Below are 19,287 nucleotides of genomic sequence, written 5' to 3'. Positions count from 1 at the left end.
CTCTGTACCGAATGTGTACCGGCTTGGCTCGATGTCGTAGTTTGCGGATAGCCTGACGCGACGCATTCACATTCGGGATGGGGGACGGTCGTTACGCATGGCCAGGGAATTCCAACGCGGCCACAAGGCCAAGATCAGTGATCTCACGTCGGGGACGGATCTGTACGTAGGCGTGCAGATCGCGGGCCCAGGACTGACCTTCGACATCAGCTGCTTCGGTCTCGACGCCGATGAACAGCTGTCGGACGACCGGTATTTCATCTTCTTCAATCAGCCGAAATCACCCGAGGAGTCCATTCAGCTTCTCGGCGCGCAGTCCGGCGACACCGAGTCGTTCCGGGTGACGCTGGATCGTATTCCGGCCAACATCCTCAAGTTGTCGTTCACCGCGACCGTCGACGGCGCCGGCCAGATGTCGCAGGTCGGCCCCGGATACATCCGGATCGTCGCGGGCGGTGAAGAAGTGGTGCGCTACGCCTTCACCGGCTCCGAATTCACCACCGAGCGCGCAGTGATGCTGGGCGATTTCTACCTGAAGGACGTCTGGCGGTTCGCGGCCGTCGGCCAGGGCTTCGACGGCGGACTCGACGCGCTCCTGCGCAATTTCGGCGGCGAGGTCGCCGAAGAGACGCCGGCCGCTCCCCAGCAGGCGGCGCCCTCCTTCGGCGCACCGGCCCAGGCCTCCGCACCGCCGGCCTTCGGCGCACCCGCGACCCCGCAGCCCGCGCCGTCGTTCGGATCGCCGGCGCCGCAGCCGATGCACGCGGCGCCCACGGTCGCGGCTCCCCTCGCACCCCAGGCCCCCGCCCCGTACGGCCAGCCGCCCCAGCCGCAGTTCGGTCAGATCCCCGGACAGGGCGCCCCGCCGTACGGTCAGCAGCCGCCCGCACCGCCGTACGGCCAGCAGCCCCCGCAGGGTTACGGGCAGCCGCAGTTCGGCCAGCAGCCCGCGCAGCCGTTCGGCGGGCAACCCCCCGGTGGGCTCCCGCAAGGGGTTCCGCAGGGCGCTCCGGCGACCGGAGCCGGACTCGGCGCGGCGCTCCAGCCGTACAAGGAGAAGCCGACCGGCCAGCGGTGGACGCCGCAGAACCAGCAGCTCATGCGGGTCGATCTCACGCTCGGCGGCAACCCCGTACTCGCCCGTCAGGGCAGCATGGTGATGTACCAGGGCAAGGTCGACTTCGGATACAAGAGCGCCGGGTTCACCGGCCGGGTGGTCGGCAACGCCACCGGCCAGGAGATGCAGCTGATGCGCTGCACCGGCCGCGGGCAGGTCTTCCTCGCCGAGGACGGCGCCCACCTGCACCCCATCGAGCTCCAGGGCGACGGCATCTGCGTCTCCGCGGAGAACGTCCTGGCCTTCGACGAGTCGCTCCAGTACGAGGTCCGCAGGGTGGAGGGCCACGGCATCCCCGGCGGAGCCCTGTTCACCATGCAGTTCCAGGGCACCGGCACCGTGGTCGTCAAGACCCGCGGTGTGCCGGTCGTCCTGCCGGTGACACCGACCACCTTCGCCGACTGCAACGCCGTCGTCGCCTGGTCGTCCGCCGCCCAGGTCATCATCTCCAGCCAGGTCCGGCTGCGCCGCAACGCGTACCCCGGGCACAGCGGGGAGACCGTGAACCTCCAGTTCCGGGGAGCGCCCGGCAACTTCATCGTCGTCCAGCCCTACGAGGTCTGAGGGAGCCTGCCATGAACCAGCAACTCGCGGGCTACGCCCCGACCCCCGTCACCGCACGGATGGAGAACCACGGCCACTCGATGCTCAAGGTGGCCATGGCCACCGGCCAGGACCTCTACGCCCGTCCGGGCTCGATGGTGGCCTACGAAGGCTTCATCCAGTACGAGCCCAACCCGCCCGCCGTCCGGCAGATCGCCTCCCAGTGGGTCACCGGCGAGGGCGCCCCCGTCATGAAGTGCTCCGGCGACGGGCTGCTCTACCTCGCCGACTACGGCGCCGACGTGGTCGTCATCAACCTCGCCAACGAGTCCATCTCGGTCAACGGCACCAATCTCCTCGCCTTCGACGCCCATCTGGGCTGGGGCGTGGAGAAGGTCAAGGGAATGGCGAAGTTCGCCGGCCAGGGCCTGTGGAACGTGGTCGTGGAAGGCACCGGATGGGTGGCCATCACCTCCCGCGGCACCCCGATCGTGGTCGACTGCGGACGCGGCGAGGACGAGACGTACGTCGACCCGGACGCACTCGTCGCCTGGTCGCCGAACCTGAAGGTCAAGGGCAAGCGCAGCTTCAAGGCGGGCGCGCTCATCGGCCGCGGCAGCGGCGAGGCGTACCAGATGGCCTTCTCGGGCCAGGGAATCGTCGTCGTCCAGCCGAGCGAGGACAGCACCGACCGCCTGCGCGTCCGGTCCTGAAGGGAGGAGGGAAACACCATGCAGAGTCCGCTTTTCGCCCACACCGAGCAGCAGTCCTCGGAGCGGTACACCGTGCAGAACCCGCAGCTGCTGCGGGTCTCCCTGACGGGCAGTGACGCCGTGCTCGCCCGCAAGGGCGCCATGGTCGCCTACCAGGGGCTGATGGAGTTCGACGGGGAGTACCAGTCGAGCTCCCAGCGCAACGCGCGCGCCCGCACGGGCGAGGGCCTCGAACTGATGCGCTGCACCGGCCAGGGCACCGTCTACTTCGCCAACCTCGCCCAGTACATCCACGTGGTGGACGTCGACCACGCGGGGATGACGGTCGACAGCGCCTACGTCCTGGCGCTCGACTCCTCACTGCACACCGAGGTCATCGCGGTGGACAGCCAGTACGGCATCTCGGGCACCGGCAAGTACCAGCTCAACATCACCGGCACCGGCAAGGTCGCGCTGATGACCTCCGGTCAGCCGTTGATGCTCCAGGTCACACCGGACAAGTACGTCAACGCCGACGCCGACGCGATCGTCGCCTGGTCCAGCTCGCTCCGGGTCCAGATGCAGGCGCAGACGCACTCCTCGGGCGTCATGCGCCGACGGGGCAACACCGGCGAGGGCTGGGAGCTGAGCTTCCTCGGCGAGGGCTTCGCGCTGGTCCAGCCCAGCGAGGTCCTGCCGCCGCAGAGCGCCCAGATCGGCCAGGGCGTCCGCGGCCAGTACGGCGTGGGCTCGCAGAACCAGAACCAGAACAACGCCTGGAACTGACCGGCCCGAAGTGACCGCGGCGCGTCCCGCACCCCAGCGACAGGGGGCGGCTCCTCCGGACCGGAGGGCCGCCCCCTGCGCCGTGCGCGGGATGGGTCAGAGCGCCGCGCGCGCCGCCTCCAGCAGCCGGACCACCGAGGCGTCGGCCACCCCGGCCACCTCGTCGTAGGCGAACCAGCGCAGATCCAGCGACTCCTCACTGATCCGCTGGGTGGCACCGGACGGGGCCAGCGCGGCGTACTGGACGTCGAGGTGCCAGTGGCACGGGGCCGGAATCGGGTGGCGGTCCAGGCGCACCGGGCCGCCCGCCAGGAGGATCAGGCCGTCGATCCCGGACTCCTCCGTCGCCTCCCGCAGCGCCGCCTGCGCGAGGGTGGCGTCCTCCGGCTCGCAGTGGCCGCCCATCTGCAGCCACATACCGAGCTTCCGGTGCAGGGTCAGCAGCACGCGCCCCGCCGCCGGGTCGATCACCAGCGCGCTGGCGGTCAGGTGCCCCGCTCCGCAGGCCTTCCACATCCCGTCCGGGTGGGCGTCCAGATGGTCGAGGTAGCTCCGGCGCAGCTCCGCCTGGCCGGCCTCGCCCCCGCCCTCGTACGTCTTCAGCACGAGGGCGGCGTCGTCATGCAGGCTCACCGGTCCGTGTCGCCCTTCGGGCCGGAGCCGTCGCCGTCCTCGTCACCCTCGGCGCCGGCGGCGTCCTCGGCCGCCGCGTCCTCCGGCTCGGAGGGGGCCGTGCCGGGGGCCTTCGTGCCGCCGCTCGCGGCCTCACCGAGCATCTTGTCGAGCTCGGAGAAGTCCAGCTGCTCGTGGTGGACGAAGCCGTCCGGGTCGTCCAGGTCCTGGGCGGTCGGCAGCATGTCCGGGTGCTCCCAGAGGCCGTCGCGGCCTTCGAGGCCCCGGGCGTCGGTGAGCGAGGCCCACAGGCGCGAGGCGTCCCGCAGCCGGCGCGGACGCAGCTTCAGCCCGATGAGCGTGGCGAAGGTCTGCTCCGCGGGGCCACCGGAGGCACGGCGCCGGCGCATCGTCTCGCGCAGTGCGTCGGCGGATCCCAGACGGGGCTTCGCCGCCTCGTGGACCACCGCGTCCACCCACCCCTCGACCAGGGCGAGCGCCGTCTCCAACCGGGCCAGCGAGGCCTTCTGCTCCGGGGTGTCCTCCGGCTGGAACATGCCCTGCTGCAGCGCGTCCTGCAGCTGCTGGGGTTCGGAGGGATCGAACTGCCCGACGACGTCCTCCAGCTTGGAGGTGTCGACCTTGATGCCGCGGGCGTAGGACTCCACGGCGCCGAAGAGGTGGGAGCGCAGCCACGGAACGTGCGCGAAGAGACGCTGGTGGGCGGCCTCGCGCAGGGCGAGGTAGAGCCGCACCTCGTCCAGCGGGACGCTCAGGTCCTTGCCGAGGCGCTCGACGTTCAGCGGCAGCAGCGCCGCCTTGCCCGCGGGACCGAGCGGCAGCCCGATGTCGGTGGAACCGACGACCTCACCGGCGAGGACACCCACCGCCTGCCCGATCTGCTGGCCGAACATGGCGCCGCCCATCGACCGCATCATGCCGATCAACGGGCCGGCCATCGCCTGCATCTCCTCGGGCAGCACCTCGCCCATGGCGATGCCGACCCGCTCGGCGACCGGATCGACCAGCTGCTTCCAAGCCGGAAGGGAGGCCTCGACCCACTCCGCACGGCTCCACGCCACGGTGGTGACCGCGCCGGAGGGCAGCGAGGTCACGCCGTCCAGCCAGTGGTCGGCCAGCCGCAGGGCCTCGTCGACCGCGGCGCGCTCGGCCGGTCCGACACTGGCGTCCTTGCTGCCGTCCTGGGTGCCCTGCGACACCGTCTGGCGGGCGATCTGGCGGGCCATGTCCCAGTTCACCGGACCGCCCTCGTAGCTCAGCATCTGGCCGAGCTGCTGGAAGGCGGCGCCCAGGTCGTTCGGGTTCATCGAACCGAACATGGCCGCGAACGGATTGTCCCCGGCACCACCGGGCCCGAAGCCGAACGGGTTCGCCGGCCCGCTCTGACCCTGCCCACCTTCGATGGGGTCCTTCTTCTTGCCGTCGCCGTTCTCCGGCTCCTCCGGCGGAAGGCCGAATCCGAATGGGGTGTCGCTCACGGGTTTCCTCGGCTCGTAGGGCCGCCGGCTGGAACCGGCGGCGATGCCCGGCTTGTCACCATCCAGCGTAGACACCCGCTCCGGCTCAGGGGCTCAGTGCTCCGCCGGGACGCGGGCTGCGGCAGGATGGACGACACCAGGTACGCACGCCCCGCTGGGGTACGTACTGAAGACAACCGCTGGAGACGCCTGGTGAGTTCCCCAGATCCGCAGGTTCGCGGAGCGCGAAACCTGACCGACCCCACGACCGGCACGAAACCCGCGAAAAACATCTCCGGCAAGCGGGGCCCCGTCGTCGTGGTCACCGGCGCGGCGAGCGGAGTGGGCGCGCTGCTGACCGCGCACCTCGCCGCGTCGGACGACATCGGGAAGGTCGTCGCGCTCGACGAGCGGCGCGCGGACGTGCCCGGGGTGACCTGGCACGTCCTGGACGTACGGGACCCCGCCATCGCCGAGAAGCTGCGGGGCGCGGACGTCGTGGTGCACCTCGCTGTCGACCTCGATCTGGAGACCGACGCGGCGGCCCGTACGGCGTACAACGTGCGCGGTACCCAGACCGTGCTGACCGCCGCCGCGGCCGTGGGCGTCCACCGGGTCGTGCTCTGCACCTCCGCGATGGTCTACGGGGCCCTGCCCGACAACGACGTGCCCCTCTCCGAAGACGCCGAACTGCGCGCCACGGCCGAGGCCACCGGCGTCGGCGACCTGCTGGAGATCGAACGCCTGGGCCGCCGTGCCCCGCGCGCCCACCCCGGCCTCAACGTCACCGTCGTCCGCCCGGCCGTCCTGGTCGGCGGCACGGACACCGCGCTCACCCGCTACTTCGAGTCCCCCCGTCTCCTGGTCGTCGCCGGATCGCGTCCCACCTGGCAGTTCTGCCACGTGGAGGACCTGGTCAGCGCCCTGGAGTACGCGGCCCTGGAGAAGATCGACGGGGAGTTCGCGGTCGGCTGCGACGGATGGCTGGAGCAGGAGCAGGTCGAGGAGCTCAGCGGGGTGCGCCGGATGGAGCTGCCCTCGGCGGTCGCGCTGGGCGCCGCCGCCCGGCTGCACCGGATCGGACTGACCCCCTCACCCGCCGGCGACCTCGCCTACACGATGCACCCCTGGGTGGTCAGCGTCGGCAGACTGCACGACGCCGGCTGGCGGCCCCGGTGGACCAACGAGGACGTGCTGACGGCCCTCCTCGACGAGGTCAAGGGGCGCCGCACCGTGGCGGGGCGCCGGCTCGGCCGCAAGGACGCCACCGCGGCGGGGGCCGCCGGGGCGACGGTTGCCCTGCTCGGCACGGCCGCCCTGGTCCGCCGGGCCCGCAAGGCCCGCCGCCGTATCTGACCCCGGGCGGTGTCCGGCGAACCCGGCCGGGCACCGCGCCGGACCCGCGCGGCCCAGGACCTTCCGGCCCGCGGACGGTCGTCCCAAGCACCGGAACGCGTTCCGTCACGGCTCCGGGGTGCGGCACCATGGCCCCATGGCATCCCACCACGATCACCCCGGCGGCCACCCCGGCGAGCAGGCCGCGGCCGACCCCCTCCGGCTCCTCGCCATCCGCGAGACCCCGCTCTCCGTGGACGAGGTCTTCCGTGCGGTCGGGGACGACGCGGCCGGAGGGATCGCGCTCTTCGTCGGTACGGTGCGCAACCACGACGGGGGGCAGGACGTGGGGGCGCTCGGTTACTCCTGCCATCCGTCCGCCGAGGACGAACTGCGCCGGGTCGCCGAGAAGGTCGCCGCGGACTACCCGGTCCGCGCGCTGGCCGCCGTCCACCGGGTGGGTGAACTGGACGTGGGCGACCTGGCGGTCGTGGTGGCCGTGGCCTGCCCGCACCGGGCGGAGGCGTTCGACGCCTGCCGCAAGCTCATCGACGACCTCAAGCACGAGGTGCCCATCTGGAAGCACCAGAGCTTCCTGGACGGCACCGAGGAGTGGGTCGGAGCCTGCTGAACGGCTGCTGAACGGCTGCCGCACGGACCCGGAGCTTTCACCCGGGAACGGACCCGGGTCCGTCGTCCGCAAACCGTACGGGCGCGGATCAGGCCCGATTTGCGTAACCGCCCCCCTGCCACCAGCGTGGGTCGCACCGCTGGTTAATCTGCAGACCGTCGGTGACGGTCGCTCATCGAGTAAGGGAGGTCGCAGTGGCAGCACTCGCATGGCTCTTGATTCCGCTTCTCGCCGCTCTCGGCGCGGCGATATGGGGAGGCTGGGCCGCACGCAATCGCACGACCGGCGACGTCACCGAGCTCGCCGGGTATGCCCGGTTCCGTGAAGCGATGGAGAAGTCGCATTCCGGTTCCGACGCCGTCTGACGTACGACGGCGACCGGGGAGAGAGCGTCGGACGTACGGGCGGGCCGACCGGGCACCGCCCCGTGACCCCTCCGCTCCGTCCGATCCGTCCCCTTCGTCCGTCCTGTGGGAGCCGCTCTCGGGCCCTTCGCGGAGCGTGGACCTCCGCCCCGGCGCCCCGTCTCCGAGAGCCCCGTACGGACCGGCCCCGGCGGTGCACCGACAGGCGCTTACCGTACTGTCGTTCCATGCCACGCCGCACAGCGACGATGCTCGCCTCGACCCTCATCCTCATCGCGCTTCTCTGCGTGGGCGTGCTGATTCCCGCTCCGTACGCGGAGATGTCCCCGGGGCCGACCGTGAACACGCTGGGCGACGCGAACGGCGAACCGGTACTGAAGATCTCCGGTCGCAAGACGTACCCGACGTCGGGGCATCTCAACATGACGACGGTCCGCGTCACCGGTGCGGACTACAACATGAACCTGGTCGAGGCCGTGTACGGCTGGCTGGCGCACGACAGCGTGATCGTGCCGCACGACACCCTCTACCCGGACGGGAAGACCGAGGAGCAGTCCACGCAGGAGAACGCCGAGGAGTTCAGTCAGTCCCAGGAGAGCGCCAAGGTCGCCGCCCTGGAGGAGCTGGACATCCCGGTGACCTCGCGTGTGGTGGTGTCGACCGTGGTCAAGGGCGGCGCGGCCGAGGGCAAACTCCACGCGGGCGACGTGATCGAGTCGGTGGACGGCACCGCGGTCAAGGACCCTGCGGACGTCGCCGAACTGGTGAGCAAGCGCGACGCGGGCCAGGACGTGACGTTCACGGTCGTGCCGGCCGAACGGGCCGCGGCGGCCGAGAAGGCCGGGAAGGAACCCGAGGGCACCCAGGACGTCACCCTCACCACCCGCGGGGCGGACGACGACGGCCGCGCCGTCGTCGGCATCCAGGCGGGGACCGACCACACCTTCCCGTTCGAGATCGACATCAACCTCGCCGACGTCGGCGGCCCCAGCGCCGGGCTCATGTTCTCGCTGGGCATCGTCGACAAGCTCACGCCGGGTCAGCTGACCGGCGGGAAGTTCGTCGCCGGCACCGGCACCATCGACGACGACGGCACGGTCGGCCCGATCGGCGGCATCAACATGAAACTCGTCGGCGCGCGGAACGCCGGGGCGCGGTACTTCCTCACCCCCGACGACAACTGCGCCGCCGCGGCGGCCGACACCCCGTCCGGCCTCACCCTGGTCCGGGTCAAGACGATGGACGACGCCAAGAAGTCCCTGGACAAGATCCGCACCGGCGACGTCGCCGGACTGCCGAGCTGCTCGAAGGGCTGACCGGCCGGAGCCCCGCACCGCGGGGCCCCGCGCCGGCCTCAGGACTCGAAGGTCGCGGCCAGCGCGTCGGCCAGCCCCGGGACGAGCGCCGGACCGGTGAGGACCTCGTTGGCCGAGTCCTTCTCCCGCAGCCGGATGGCGGACTCGCGCCTGCCGTCGCGCAGCACGGCCACGGTCATCCGCACCTCCTGGCGCTCCGGGTGCGCCGCCACCCACGCGGTCAGCTTCTTGCCGCTGAGCCCTTCGGGCACGGAGGCCTCGGCGGACGGCGGCAGCATGAGCCGCTCGACCGTCAGCGCGCAGCCCGCCACCCCGGCCGGCCAGGCGATCGTGGCGAGGAACTCGTCCAGCGGCTTGCCGGAGGGGATCTCCTCCTGTTCCACGGGGGTGAAAGCGGCGGGCACCGTACCGCCCGCGCCGAGACCGAGCTGGGCGGCGAGGCCCGGCTCCTGCACGCGCAGGCTGGCGGTGTCGACGAGGGCGAACAGGCGGGCGGGGCGGTCCCATCCGAGACCGGCGGCGTACTCGTCGATTTCGAGCACCGCGACGGTGAGGGGACTCGCCGCCATCTGAGGACCTGAGGAAGAAGCGTTGGGCATACCCAACATCCTGCCTCCTTCCGCACCGCAAACGGGAACTAGGTAAAGCGTCCGTAAGTTGCAAGGAAGGGTTCTACGATCGCGGAGCCCTTTCCACACGACCCCGAAGTACGAGGTGCGCACGTTGGCTTTCCAGATGCCGGACCGCGGCGGAGGCCCGACCGGGCCACGGATGAGAGTCGGCCGCCCGTCCCGGCGTGCCCGTACCCTCCTCATGACCCTCGGCGTCCTCGCGGCGCTCGGTATGGCCTTCATCATGTTCGCCGGGTTCTGGACCGACTGGCTCTGGTACCGCTCGGTCTCGTACTCGTCGGTCTTCACCACCACGCTGTGGACCAAGATCGGTCTCTTCCTCGTCTTCGGGGTGCTGATGGCACTCGCCGTCGGCCTCAACGTCTGGCTCGCGTACCGGCTCCGGCCGCCGCTGAGCGCGATGTCGATGGAGCAGCAGAGCCTCGACCGCTACCGCATGGGTGTCGCCCCGTTCAAGAAGTGGGTGCTCCTCGCGGTCACCGCGCTGGTCGGGCTGATCTCCGGGGCCTCCGCCTCGGGCCAGTGGCGCACGTGGCTGATGTACGTCAACGGCGTCTCCTTCGGGAAGAAGGACCCCCAGTTCCACCTGGACGTCTCCTTCTACGCCTTCGACCTGCCGTGGTACCGCTTCCTGCTCGGCTTCGGCTTCGCCGCGGTCGTGCTGTCGCTCATCGCCGCGGCCCTGACGCACTACCTCTACGGCGGTCTGCGGATCACCAGCCCCGGTGCCCGCGCGACCGGTGCCGCCACCGGCCACCTCTCGGTGCTGCTGGGCGTCTTCGTCTCGCTGAAGGCCGTGGCGTACTGGCTCGACCGGTACGGCCTGGCCGTGAAGTCGAGCGACTTCAAGGCCACCGACAACTGGACCGGCCTGCGGTACGTCGACGCCAACGCCTACCTGCCCGCGAAGACGATCCTGTTCTGCATCGCCGCCATCTGCGCGGTGCTCTTCTTCGCGACGCTCTGGCGCCGCACCTGGCAGCTCCCGGTGATCGGCTTCGGGCTGATGGTCCTCTCGGCCATCCTGATCGGCGGGCTCTACCCGGCGATCGTCCAGAAGTTCCAGGTCCAGCCGAACGAGCAGGCCAAGGAAGCCCCGTTCATCAGCAAGAACATCGAGGCCACACGCGACGCGTACGACATCGACGACGCACAGGTCGACGACTACGCGGGCAAGGGCACGGAGACCGAGGGCGCCGCGCTGCGCAGGCAGGCCGACGCCGCCGCCAGTTACCGCGTGATGGACCCCAACGTCGTCTCCCCGGCGTTCCAGCAGCTCCAGCAGAAGCGGAACTACTACCAGTTCCCGGCGACGCTGGACGTGGACCGCTACGAGGAGGACGGCAAGGAGCAGGACACCGTCGTGGGTCTGCGCGAGCTCAACCTCGCGGGCCTGCCGAAGCGGAACTGGATCAACGACCACTTCACGTACACCCACGGCTTCGGCGCCATCGCGGCCAAGGGCACCACGACGGGGACCAACCCCGTCGGCTCCCCGGACTTCACCGAGTCCGGACTGCCGACCACGGGCGACTTCGGCGAGTACGAGCAGCGGATCTACTACGGCGAGAAGACCGAGCAGTACTCCATCGTCGGCGGGCCCCAGAAGGAGCTCGACTACGAGGAGGACGGCGAGAAGACCACCAGCTACCAGGGTGACAGCGGGGTCAGCCTCGCCAACGCGTTCAACCGTGCCGCCTACGCGGTCTCGTTCAGCGAGCCGCAGATCCTCTACTCGGGGGCCATCGGCGAGGGCTCGCGGATCCTCTACAACCGCACGCCCAAGGACCGCGTCGAGTCGGTCGCCCCGTGGCTGACCATCGACGGCGACGCCTACCCGGCGGTGGTCAACCATCGGATCAAGTGGATCGTCGACGCGTACACCACGACGAACGGCTACCCGTACGCCTCCCGTACGACGCTCGGCGACACCACCGCCGACTCGCTGACGACCAACCAGCGCGCGGTCGTCGCCCAGCAGAACCAGGTCAACTACATCCGCAACTCGGTGAAGGCGACCGTCGACGCGTACGACGGCACCGTCACGCTCTACGAGTGGGACACCGAGGACCCGGTCCTCAAGACCTGGCGCAAGGCGTTCCCCGGGACGGTGAAGGACAGGTCCGCCATCCCGGCCGAGCTCATGGACCACCTGCGCTACCCGCAGGACCTCTTCAAGGTCCAGCGCGAGCTGCTGACCCGCTACCACGTCACCAACCCGGCGCAGTTCTACAGCGGCAGTGACGCGTGGCAGGTGCCGGACGACCCGACCAACAAGGAACCGGGCTCCGTTCCGCCGTACTACCTCTCCATGAAGATGCCGGACCAGGATCAGCAGACGTTCTCGCTGACCACGACGTTCACCCCGAGGGGCCGTCCCGACCTCGGGGCGTTCATGGCGGTGGACGCGGACGCGGCCAGCAAGGACTACGGCACGATCAGACTCCTCAGAGTCACCAACACGGTGAAGGGGCCAGGACAGGTACAGAGCGAGCTCAACGGCAACGACGACGTCGCCGAGTTCGTGAGGAACCTCAAGGGCACCGACTCGGACATCGAGTACGGAAACCTCCTCACCGTGCCGCTGGACGGCGGGTTCCTCTACATCGAGCCGGTCTACACGCGCGGTGGCAACCAGAACTACCCGTTGCTGCGCAAGGTGGCCGCCTCGTTCGGGTCGAAGATCGTCTTCGAGAACAGCCTCGGGGAGGCGCTCAACGCGGTCTTCGGGGTCGACGGGGAGACGACCGAACCCACCGAACCCACCGAACCCACCGAGCCCACGAAGCCGACCGAGCCGACCAAGCCGCCGGCCACCGGCGACGCGGCGCTCAAGGAGGCCATCGCGGACGCCCAGAAGGCGTACGAGGCCGGCCAGGAAGCGCTCGAGAAGCAGGACTGGACGGCGTACGGCAAGGCGCAGGACGACCTCAAGGACGCCCTGCAGGCCGCCGCCGACGCCCAGTCCGGCGCGGGCGGCTCCGGCGCCGGTACGGGCTCGGAGACCGGTACCGGCGGTGCGGGCTCCTCCGGCAGCACCGCCCGGGACACCGCCACCACCCCGGCGGAAAAGGCCGGCGACCAGGGCAGCTGAGAAACCCCACCCCCGCGTCGTGGTACTGTTTGAACACAACGACGCGGGGTGGAGCAGCTCGGTAGCTCGCTGGGCTCATAACCCAGAGGTCGCAGGTTCAAATCCTGTCCCCGCTACGAAAGACGAAGGCCCGGATCCACTGGATCCGGGCCTTCGTCATGTCCGTGCCGCTTTGCCCGACGTGCCAAGAGTGCGGAGAGTGGGCGTGAAGGGCGGTTCGCGGGGCACCAGTGGAGCGGGGTCGTGTTTGACTTGTCTCTCTGTGGGCATGTCGACAAAACGCTGAAGTGACCTCACTGTCCGCGATATACGAGGTGTACGCGGGTTACAGGTGGTGCGACGATGGTATTTATGGGGGACAGGGCAACTCTGTTGGAGACAGGGCGGTTTGTGCAACGGCGGTCGAGGGACCCGGAGAGGGTGCCGGCCGCGGCATCCGCCGTGGTCACCGCCGGGGCGGCGGGGGCCGCCGAACAGGCCGCGACCAGCGACGACTTCACCACCGGGGCCACCGAGACGACGGGGGTCACCGTCACGCCAGGAAGCACGCACGCCGCCGAGGCCTTGGACACGACCGATGTGACCGACGCCGCCGACGCCCTCGCGGCAGCCGACGCGAGCGGCACCACCGAGGACGAAGAGCGCCACCGGCGCGCCGCCGACGCGGGCGACACCGCCTCGATGAGCGTCGTCGGCGCACTGCTGTTGCGCCGGGGCGATCTCGACGGCGCGGAGCCCTACCTGCGCGGCGCCACCGCCGACGGCGACCGGGCCGCCGCCAACAACCTCGGGGTCCTGCTGCACCAGCGCGGATACCCGGACGAGGCGGCCGGCTGGTGGCGCATCGCTGCGGTCGCGGGCTCCGCTTCCGCCGCGCACGCGCTCGGCCGGCTCCTGCGCGAGCGGGGCGACGAGCCCGGCGCCGAGTACTGGCTGCGCCAGTCCGCCGAGCAGGGCCACGCGCTGGGCGCCTACGCCCTCGCGGACCTGCTGGAGCACCGCAGCGACGTGGGCGCCGAACGCTGGCTGCGCGCCGCCGCCGAGCAGGGCCACCGGGAGGCCGCGTACCGCCTGGCCAGGGCCATCGAGCGCAACGCCGTGGACGACCCGCACCAGGCCTTCGGCCTCGGGCGCCTGCCGGCGGAGGCCGTCGGGTCCGCGACGAACGGCGCCGGCGCCTCCGGCGACAGCCCCGTCGCGGGCCCCGCCGAGGGACGCTTCGGCGAGGCCGAGCAGTGGTACCGGCAGGCGGCGGCGCGCGGTCACGCCCGCGCGGCGCTGCACCTCGGCGCCATTCTGGAGCGGCGGGGCGAGCTCAAGGAGGCCGGGCGCTGGTACCTCACCTCCGCACGGGCCGGCGAGGCCCGCGCGGCGTGCGCCCTCGGCTTCCTGCTGCGGGACGTGGGCGACGTCGAGAGCGCCGCCGTGTGGTGGCTGCGCGCCGCGCAGGAGGGCGACGGCAACGCGGCCAACGCCCTCGGCGCCCTGCACGCCGACCGGGGCGAGCCGCAGACCGCCGAGCGCTGGTACCGGGCCGCCCTCGACGCCGGAGACGTCAACGGCGCGTACAACCTCGGCCTGCTCTGCGCCGCGCAGGACCGTACCCCGCAGGCCGAGCAGTGGTACCGCCGCGCCGCCTACGCGGGTCACCGCGAGGCCTCCAACGCCCTCGCCGTGCTGCTCCTGCAGGCCGGGGACGCGACGGGCGCCGAACCCTGGTTCTCCAAGGCGGCCGAGGCGGGCAGCGTGGACGCCGCCTTCAACCTCGGCATCCTGCACGCCGGCCGGGACGAAAGCCTCGCCGCGCTGAGCTGGTACCGGCGCGCAGCCGCCGCGGGGCACACCGACGCCGCGCTCCAGGTCGCCATGGCACTCCTGCGCCAGGGCGAGGACCAGGAGGCCGAACGCCACCTGCGCACCGCGGCCGGCGGGGGCAGCGCCGAGGCCGCCTTCCGGCTGGCCGGAGTCCTGGACGCACGCCGCCCGCCGCGCGCGACACCGGTCCTCGGCGAGCCGATGCCGGAGAAGTCGGAGTGCGAGGAGTGGTACGAACGCGCCGCCGAGCTGGGTCACCGCCGGGCCCAGGTCCGGGTCGGCATGCTCTGCGCCGCGCGCGGGGACGTGGAGAGCGCCGCGCGCTGGTACCGCGAGGCCGCCGAGGCGGGCAGCCGCAACGGCGCCTTCAACCTCGGCCTGCTGCTGGCCCGGGAGGGCAGCGAGCGCGAGGCGGCCCTCTGGTGGAGCCGCGCCGCCAATGACGGCCACGGCAGGGCGGCACTCCGGCTCGCCCTGCTCGCCGCCCGCCGGGGTGAACTCACCGAGGGCCAGCGCTGGTGCGCCCGCGCTGTCGAGCTGGGACCGGCCGAGGTGGCGGAGCGCGCCGCCCGCCTCCAGGAGGCGCTGCACCAGGAACTCACGGCGTGAGCTCGTGGCGGTGCTCCCGGCCTGCACGAACGCCAGGAGCACCGCGGCCGCTGAATGGATTTGCCACCGCCGACCGGCTGACGTAATGTTGCATTCAACGACGCGGGGTGGAGCAGCTCGGTAGCTCGCTGGGCTCATAACCCAGAGGTCGCAGGTTCAAATCCTGTCCCCGCTACGAAAGACGAAGGCCCGGATCCACTGGATCCGGGCCTTCGTCGTGTCCGCTCACGCCCGCACGCGGATCCGGCCGGAGAGGTCGTCCGGCCGGATCGGCAGGGCCCCGGGTCAGGCGCCCGGTGCCACACAGTTCGGACAGAGCCCGCGGTACGTCACCTCGACGCCGGACACCGTGAAGCCGAAGCGCTCCTCGGACGGCAGGTCCGCGAGCGGGTTGCCGGTCGGGTGGACGTCCCGGATGGCTCCGCAGCTCGCGCAGACCAGATGGTGGTGGGGGCGGCGGGCGTTCGGGTCGTACCGCTTGGCGCGGCGGTCCGTGGAGACCTCCAGCACCTCGCCCAGCGACACCATCTCGCCGAGGGTGTTGTAGACGGTGGCCCGGGAGATCTCCGGGAGCCGGTCCACGGCCCTCGCGTGCACCTCGTCCGCGGTCAGGTGGACGTGTTCGCCGTCGAGGACCTCGGCGACCACGCGGCGTTGCGCCGTCATGCGCCAGCCGCGTCCACGGAGTCGTTCCAGGAGGTCGCTCATGGCATCAGCTTAACAGTGGGTGGAACCAGTCCTGAACGAGTGTGACTTTGGATGGTCGCTTGACTTAGACAAAGTCCATCGTAGGATTGGGCTCGGCAGAAGCCAAGGAAACGGCCGTGTGCGCCACCGGGAGACGGTGGGTGTGCGGCTGCATGACGCAGGAGGCGCACGTGACGCAGGGACCGCTCACCACGGAGGCCGGAGCGCCGGTCGCCGACAACCAGAACAGCGAGACGGCGGGCGTCGGCGGTCCGGTGCTCGTGCAGGACCAGGCGCTGCTGGAGAAGCTCGCCCACTTCAACCGGGAGCGCATCCCGGAGCGTGTCGTGCACGCCCGCGGCGCCGGCGCGTACGGCACCTTCACCCTGACCCGCGACGTCTCGCGGTGGACACGCGCCGCGTTCCTCTCCGAGGTCGGCAAGGAGACGGAGACCTTCCTCCGCTTCTCGACCGTCGCCGGGAACCTCGGCTCCGCCGACGCGGTCCGCGACCCCCGCGGCTTCGCGCTGAAGTTCTACACCGAGGAGGGGAACTACGACCTCGTCGGCAACAACACCCCGGTGTTCTTCATCAAGGACGCCATCAAGTTCCCCGACTTCATCCACACCCAGAAGCGCGACCCGTACACCGGCTCGCAGGAGGCGGACAACGTCTGGGACTTCTGGGGGCTGTCGCCCGAGTCGACCCACCAGGTCACCTGGCTCTTCGGCGACCGCGGCATCCCGGCCACCCTGCGCCACATGAACGGGTACGGCTCGCACACGTACCAGTGGAACAACGAGGCCGGCGAGGTCTTCTGGGTCAAGTACCACTTCAAGACCGACCAGGGGATCAAGAACCTCACCACCGACGAGGCCAACCGCCTCTCCGGCGTGGACCCGGACAGTCACCAGCGCGACCTGCGCGAGTCCATCGAGCGCGGCGACTTCCCGTCCTGGACCGTGCAGGTGCAGATCATGCCCGCGGCGGACGCGGCGACCTACCGCTTCAACCCGTTCGACCTCACCAAGGTGTGGCCGCACGCGGACTACCCGCCGATCGAGATCGGGAAGCTGGAGCTCAACCGAAACCCGGAGAACATCTTCGCCGAGGTCGAGCAGTCCATCTTCAGCCCTGCGCACTTCGTGCCCGGCATCGGCCCGTCCCCGGACAAGATGCTCCAGGGCCGCCTCTTCGCCTACGGCGACGCGCACCGCTACCGCGTCGGCATCAACGCCGACCACCTGCCGGTGAACCGCCCGCACGCCACCGAGGCGCGGACCAACAGCCGTGACGGCTACCTCTACGACGGCCGCCACGCGGGTGCGAAGAACTACGAGCCGAACAGCTTCGGCGGCCCGGCGCAGACCGGCCGGCCGCTCTGGCAGCCCACCCCCGTCGATGGAGTCACCGGTAACCACGTGGCGCCGGTCCACGCCGAGGACGACGACTTCGTGCAGGCGGGCAACCTCTACCGGTTGCTCACCGAGGACGAGAAGAGCCGGCTGGTCGACAACCTCGCCCAGTTCATCGCCAAGGTCTCGCGCGACGAGATCGCCGAGCGCGCGGTGAACAACTTCCGCCAGGCCGACGGCGACTTCGGCAAGAGGCTGGAGGACGCGGTGCGGACGCTGCGCGCCTGAATCCTTCGCCCGCCCCGTCCGCGACGACGGCCGGACGCGCCACTCAGGTGGCAGTCCGGCCGTCGTCGCGTGCGGGGAGGAGTGTCAGCCGGCCAGCTCGGCCGGACGGCGGCGTACGGGAGCCCAGCAGCGGATGATGTCGCGGACCGACACCAGGCCCACCGGGCCGCCGTCGTCCAGCACGATCAGGTGCCGGAAGCCGCCGTGGGTCATCGCCTCGGCGGCCTCTTCCAGAGTCCAGGCGGGCGCGGCGAACACCACGTCAGCGGTGGTGTGGCCGGACACGGTCTCCTGGTCGGGGTCCAGGCCGAGCCCGATCGCGTTGAGGATGTCGCGCTCGGTGATGATGCCGCAACCGGAGGTGTCCGGGTCGTGGACGACGGCGGCACCGACCCGGCGGGCCGACATCAGCGCGGCGGCCTGACGGAGCGTGTGGGTGGGGCCGATGGTGAGCACCACGGTGGTCATGGCGTCTCGGACCAGCATGAGGGAGGCACCTCCTGTCGTGAGCCGGCCGTGCGTGAGCCGATTCACAAGTTCACAAGCGGGGGCTTTCAGAATGGCACCCCGTTCGCGGGCCGACAAGAGCTGCGCGGAGCTGCCACAGGGCGTGCGCGCGCACGCCCTGTGGCAGCCGGGCGCCCCGGGCGCTCCGCCGATCGGGGCGGTGTCCAGCGCCGGTACGGGGCTGGGGCGCGATTGGCGTCAGTAGCGCTGGTTGAGGTAGCCCAGCAGTTCGTCGTGGAGCAGGCCGTTCGACGCGGCCGCGTTGCCCCCGCCCGGGCCGGGGACGCCGTCCAGGCCGGTGAAGCTGCCACCGGCCTCCTGGACCACGATCGCGGTGGCGGCCATGTCCCAGAGGGAGAGCTCCGGCTCCGCGCACATGTCCACGGCGCCCTCGGCGACCATCATGTACGACCAGAAGTCGCCGTACCCCCGCGTCCGCCAGCAGGCCCGCGACAGGTCGAGGAAGCCGTCGAGCCGCCCCTGCTCCTCCCAGCCCGTCAGTGAGGAGTACGCGAAGGAGGCGTCCGCGATCCGTCCGACCCGGGAGACCCGGAGCGGGGTCGCGGAGGTGAGACTGCGCCCCGAGTACGCGCCGGAGCCCTTCGCCGCCCACCAGCGCCGGTTCAGCGCCGGCGCGGAGACCACGCCGACCACCGGCCGGAAGCCGTCCTCGCCCGCTTCCATCAGCGAGATCAGGGTCGCCCAGACCGGTACCCCGCGCACGTAGTTCTTCGTCCCGTCGATCGGATCGATCACCCAGCGGCGGGGGCCGGTGCCCTCCAGCCCGTACTCCTCGCCGAGGATCGCGTCACGCGGGCGGGCCCGGTGCAGATGGCCCCGGATCAGCTCCTCGGTGGCCGTGTCGGCCTCGCTCACCGGAGTCATGTCCGGTTTGGTCTCCACCTTGAGGTCGAGGGCCTTGAACCGGTCCATCGTCGTCGCGTCGGCGGCGTCCGCCAGTACGTGGGCGAGACGCAGATCATCGTGGTAGTCGGGCATGGCGTCACAGTATCCAGCGGTGTTCCCGCGGGGCCACGCACCCCGGCGCCACCCGTACGGCCGTCAGTGCGAGGAACCGGAGAGCTGGAGGCCGATCACGCCGATGATCACCAGCGAGATGGAGACGAGCTTCAAGGTGTTCACCACGTCGTCGAAGAAGACCATGCCGTAGATCGCCGTGCCGGCGGCCCCGATACCGGTCCACACCGCGTAGGCGGGGCCCACGTCGAGTTTGCGCAGCGACAGGGTCAGCAGGCCGAAGCTGCCGAGCGCGAACGCGGCGAATGCGATCGTCGGCCAGAGGCGGGTGAAACCGTGCGACAGCTTCAGACACACGGCGAAGCCGGTCTCCAGCAGTCCTGCGACCACGACCAGCAGCCACGCCATCGTCCGTCGTCCTCCGCCTCGCTCACCGGTCCGCTCGCT

The 19,287-nt window shown here is 71.0% G+C and carries 17 protein-coding genes and 2 tRNA genes; 12 read left to right on the top strand and 7 right to left on the bottom strand.

Annotated features, from left to right (window positions below; genetic code table 11):
- Window positions 1–97 precede the first annotated feature (97 nt).
- From PZB77_RS09805 to PZB77_RS09795, 3 genes are read left to right on the top strand one after another with little or no spacing between them, the layout of a single operon-like run.
- Entirely contained in the window at window positions 98–1,681 is a 1,584-nt protein-coding gene (locus PZB77_RS09805; RefSeq protein ID WP_275492185.1) for a TerD family protein, read from the top strand.
- An 11-nt stretch (window positions 1,682–1,692) separates the two neighbouring features.
- Window positions 1,693–2,373, top strand: a complete 681-nt coding sequence (locus PZB77_RS09800) for an AIM24 family protein (protein WP_275492184.1) — start codon at window positions 1,693–1,695, stop codon at window positions 2,371–2,373.
- Between the two features lie 18 nt (window positions 2,374–2,391).
- Window positions 2,392–3,138, top strand: coding sequence for an AIM24 family protein (locus PZB77_RS09795; protein ID WP_275492183.1), 747 nt, complete (start codon window positions 2,392–2,394; stop codon window positions 3,136–3,138).
- Window positions 3,139–3,234: 96 nt separating this feature from the next.
- On the opposite strand, the gene PZB77_RS09790 is transcribed toward PZB77_RS09795, so the two are convergent.
- The gene (locus tag PZB77_RS09790) at window positions 3,235–3,771 is read right to left on the bottom strand and encodes an NUDIX hydrolase (RefSeq protein ID WP_275492182.1); all 537 of its coding nucleotides are present in this window, start codon (window positions 3,769–3,771) and stop codon (window positions 3,235–3,237) included.
- Entirely contained in the window at window positions 3,768–5,249 is a 1,482-nt protein-coding gene (locus tag PZB77_RS09785) for a zinc-dependent metalloprotease (protein ID WP_275492181.1), read from the bottom strand. The genes PZB77_RS09790 and PZB77_RS09785 overlap by 4 nt, the downstream gene beginning before the upstream one ends.
- Before the next feature lie 192 nt (window positions 5,250–5,441).
- On the opposite strand from PZB77_RS09785, the gene PZB77_RS09780 reads away from it, so the two are divergent.
- The 4 genes from PZB77_RS09780 (at window position 5,442) to PZB77_RS09765 (ending at window position 8,875) form a co-directional block, all read left to right on the top strand.
- Entirely contained in the window at window positions 5,442–6,584 is a 1,143-nt protein-coding gene (locus PZB77_RS09780) for an SDR family oxidoreductase (protein WP_275492180.1), read from the top strand.
- A 136-nt stretch (window positions 6,585–6,720) separates the two neighbouring features.
- Window positions 6,721–7,194, top strand: a complete 474-nt coding sequence (locus tag PZB77_RS09775; RefSeq protein ID WP_275492179.1) for a molybdenum cofactor biosynthesis protein MoaE — start codon at window positions 6,721–6,723, stop codon at window positions 7,192–7,194.
- 194 nt (window positions 7,195–7,388) lie between these two features.
- Window positions 7,389–7,559, top strand: a complete 171-nt coding sequence (locus PZB77_RS09770; RefSeq protein WP_275492178.1) for a hypothetical protein — start codon at window positions 7,389–7,391, stop codon at window positions 7,557–7,559.
- Window positions 7,560–7,786: 227 nt separating this feature from the next.
- Window positions 7,787–8,875, top strand: a complete 1,089-nt coding sequence (locus PZB77_RS09765; protein ID WP_275492177.1) for a PDZ domain-containing protein — start codon at window positions 7,787–7,789, stop codon at window positions 8,873–8,875.
- Between the two features lie 38 nt (window positions 8,876–8,913).
- Here the strand turns inward: PZB77_RS09765 and PZB77_RS09760 are convergent, their stop codons facing one another.
- On the bottom strand, window positions 8,914–9,483 hold the full coding sequence (locus tag PZB77_RS09760) for a PPA1309 family protein (protein ID WP_275492176.1): 570 nt from the start codon (window positions 9,481–9,483) through the stop codon (window positions 8,914–8,916).
- Between the two features lie 127 nt (window positions 9,484–9,610).
- Between PZB77_RS09760 and PZB77_RS09755 the strand changes: the two genes are divergently transcribed.
- From PZB77_RS09755 to PZB77_RS09740, 4 genes are all read left to right on the top strand, one after another.
- Complete coding sequence (locus PZB77_RS09755; RefSeq protein WP_275495985.1) at window positions 9,611–12,601, top strand: UPF0182 family protein; 2,991 nt, start codon at window positions 9,611–9,613, stop codon at window positions 12,599–12,601.
- A gap of 42 nt (window positions 12,602–12,643) precedes the next feature.
- Window positions 12,644–12,717, top strand: a tRNA-Met gene (locus tag PZB77_RS09750).
- Window positions 12,718–12,943: 226 nt separating this feature from the next.
- The gene (locus PZB77_RS09745; protein WP_275492175.1) at window positions 12,944–15,025 is read left to right on the top strand and encodes a tetratricopeptide repeat protein; all 2,082 of its coding nucleotides are present in this window, start codon (window positions 12,944–12,946) and stop codon (window positions 15,023–15,025) included.
- A gap of 101 nt (window positions 15,026–15,126) precedes the next feature.
- Window positions 15,127–15,200: transfer RNA gene (locus PZB77_RS09740), tRNA-Met, on the top strand.
- Window positions 15,201–15,310: 110 nt separating this feature from the next.
- Here PZB77_RS09740 and PZB77_RS09735 read toward each other — a convergent pair.
- Window positions 15,311–15,733, bottom strand: a complete 423-nt coding sequence (locus PZB77_RS09735) for a transcriptional repressor (protein WP_275492174.1) — start codon at window positions 15,731–15,733, stop codon at window positions 15,311–15,313.
- 152 nt (window positions 15,734–15,885) lie between these two features.
- Between PZB77_RS09735 and PZB77_RS09730 the strand changes: the two genes are divergently transcribed.
- Window positions 15,886–17,355 (top strand): catalase, encoded by a 1,470-nt coding sequence (locus PZB77_RS09730; protein WP_275492173.1) that lies wholly within the window; start codon window positions 15,886–15,888, stop codon window positions 17,353–17,355.
- Between the two features lie 84 nt (window positions 17,356–17,439).
- Here PZB77_RS09730 and PZB77_RS09725 read toward each other — a convergent pair whose 3' ends face one another.
- The 3 genes from PZB77_RS09725 to PZB77_RS09715 all read right to left on the bottom strand — a co-directional run bounded on the left by PZB77_RS09725 (window position 17,440) and on the right by PZB77_RS09715 (window position 19,248).
- On the bottom strand, window positions 17,440–17,841 hold the full coding sequence (locus PZB77_RS09725; protein WP_275492172.1) for a CBS domain-containing protein: 402 nt from the start codon (window positions 17,839–17,841) through the stop codon (window positions 17,440–17,442).
- Between the two features lie 219 nt (window positions 17,842–18,060).
- On the bottom strand, window positions 18,061–18,861 hold the full coding sequence (gene hisN / locus PZB77_RS09720; RefSeq protein ID WP_275492171.1) for a histidinol-phosphatase: 801 nt from the start codon (window positions 18,859–18,861) through the stop codon (window positions 18,061–18,063).
- Between the two features lie 63 nt (window positions 18,862–18,924).
- On the bottom strand, window positions 18,925–19,248 hold the full coding sequence (locus PZB77_RS09715) for a multidrug efflux SMR transporter (RefSeq protein WP_275492170.1): 324 nt from the start codon (window positions 19,246–19,248) through the stop codon (window positions 18,925–18,927).
- Window positions 19,249–19,287 lie beyond the last annotated feature (39 nt).

Source organism: Streptomyces sp. AM 2-1-1 (assembly GCF_029167645.1).
GTDB lineage: Bacteria > Actinomycetota > Actinomycetes > Streptomycetales > Streptomycetaceae > Streptomyces.
This window is presented reverse-complemented; position numbering and strand designations above follow the sequence as displayed.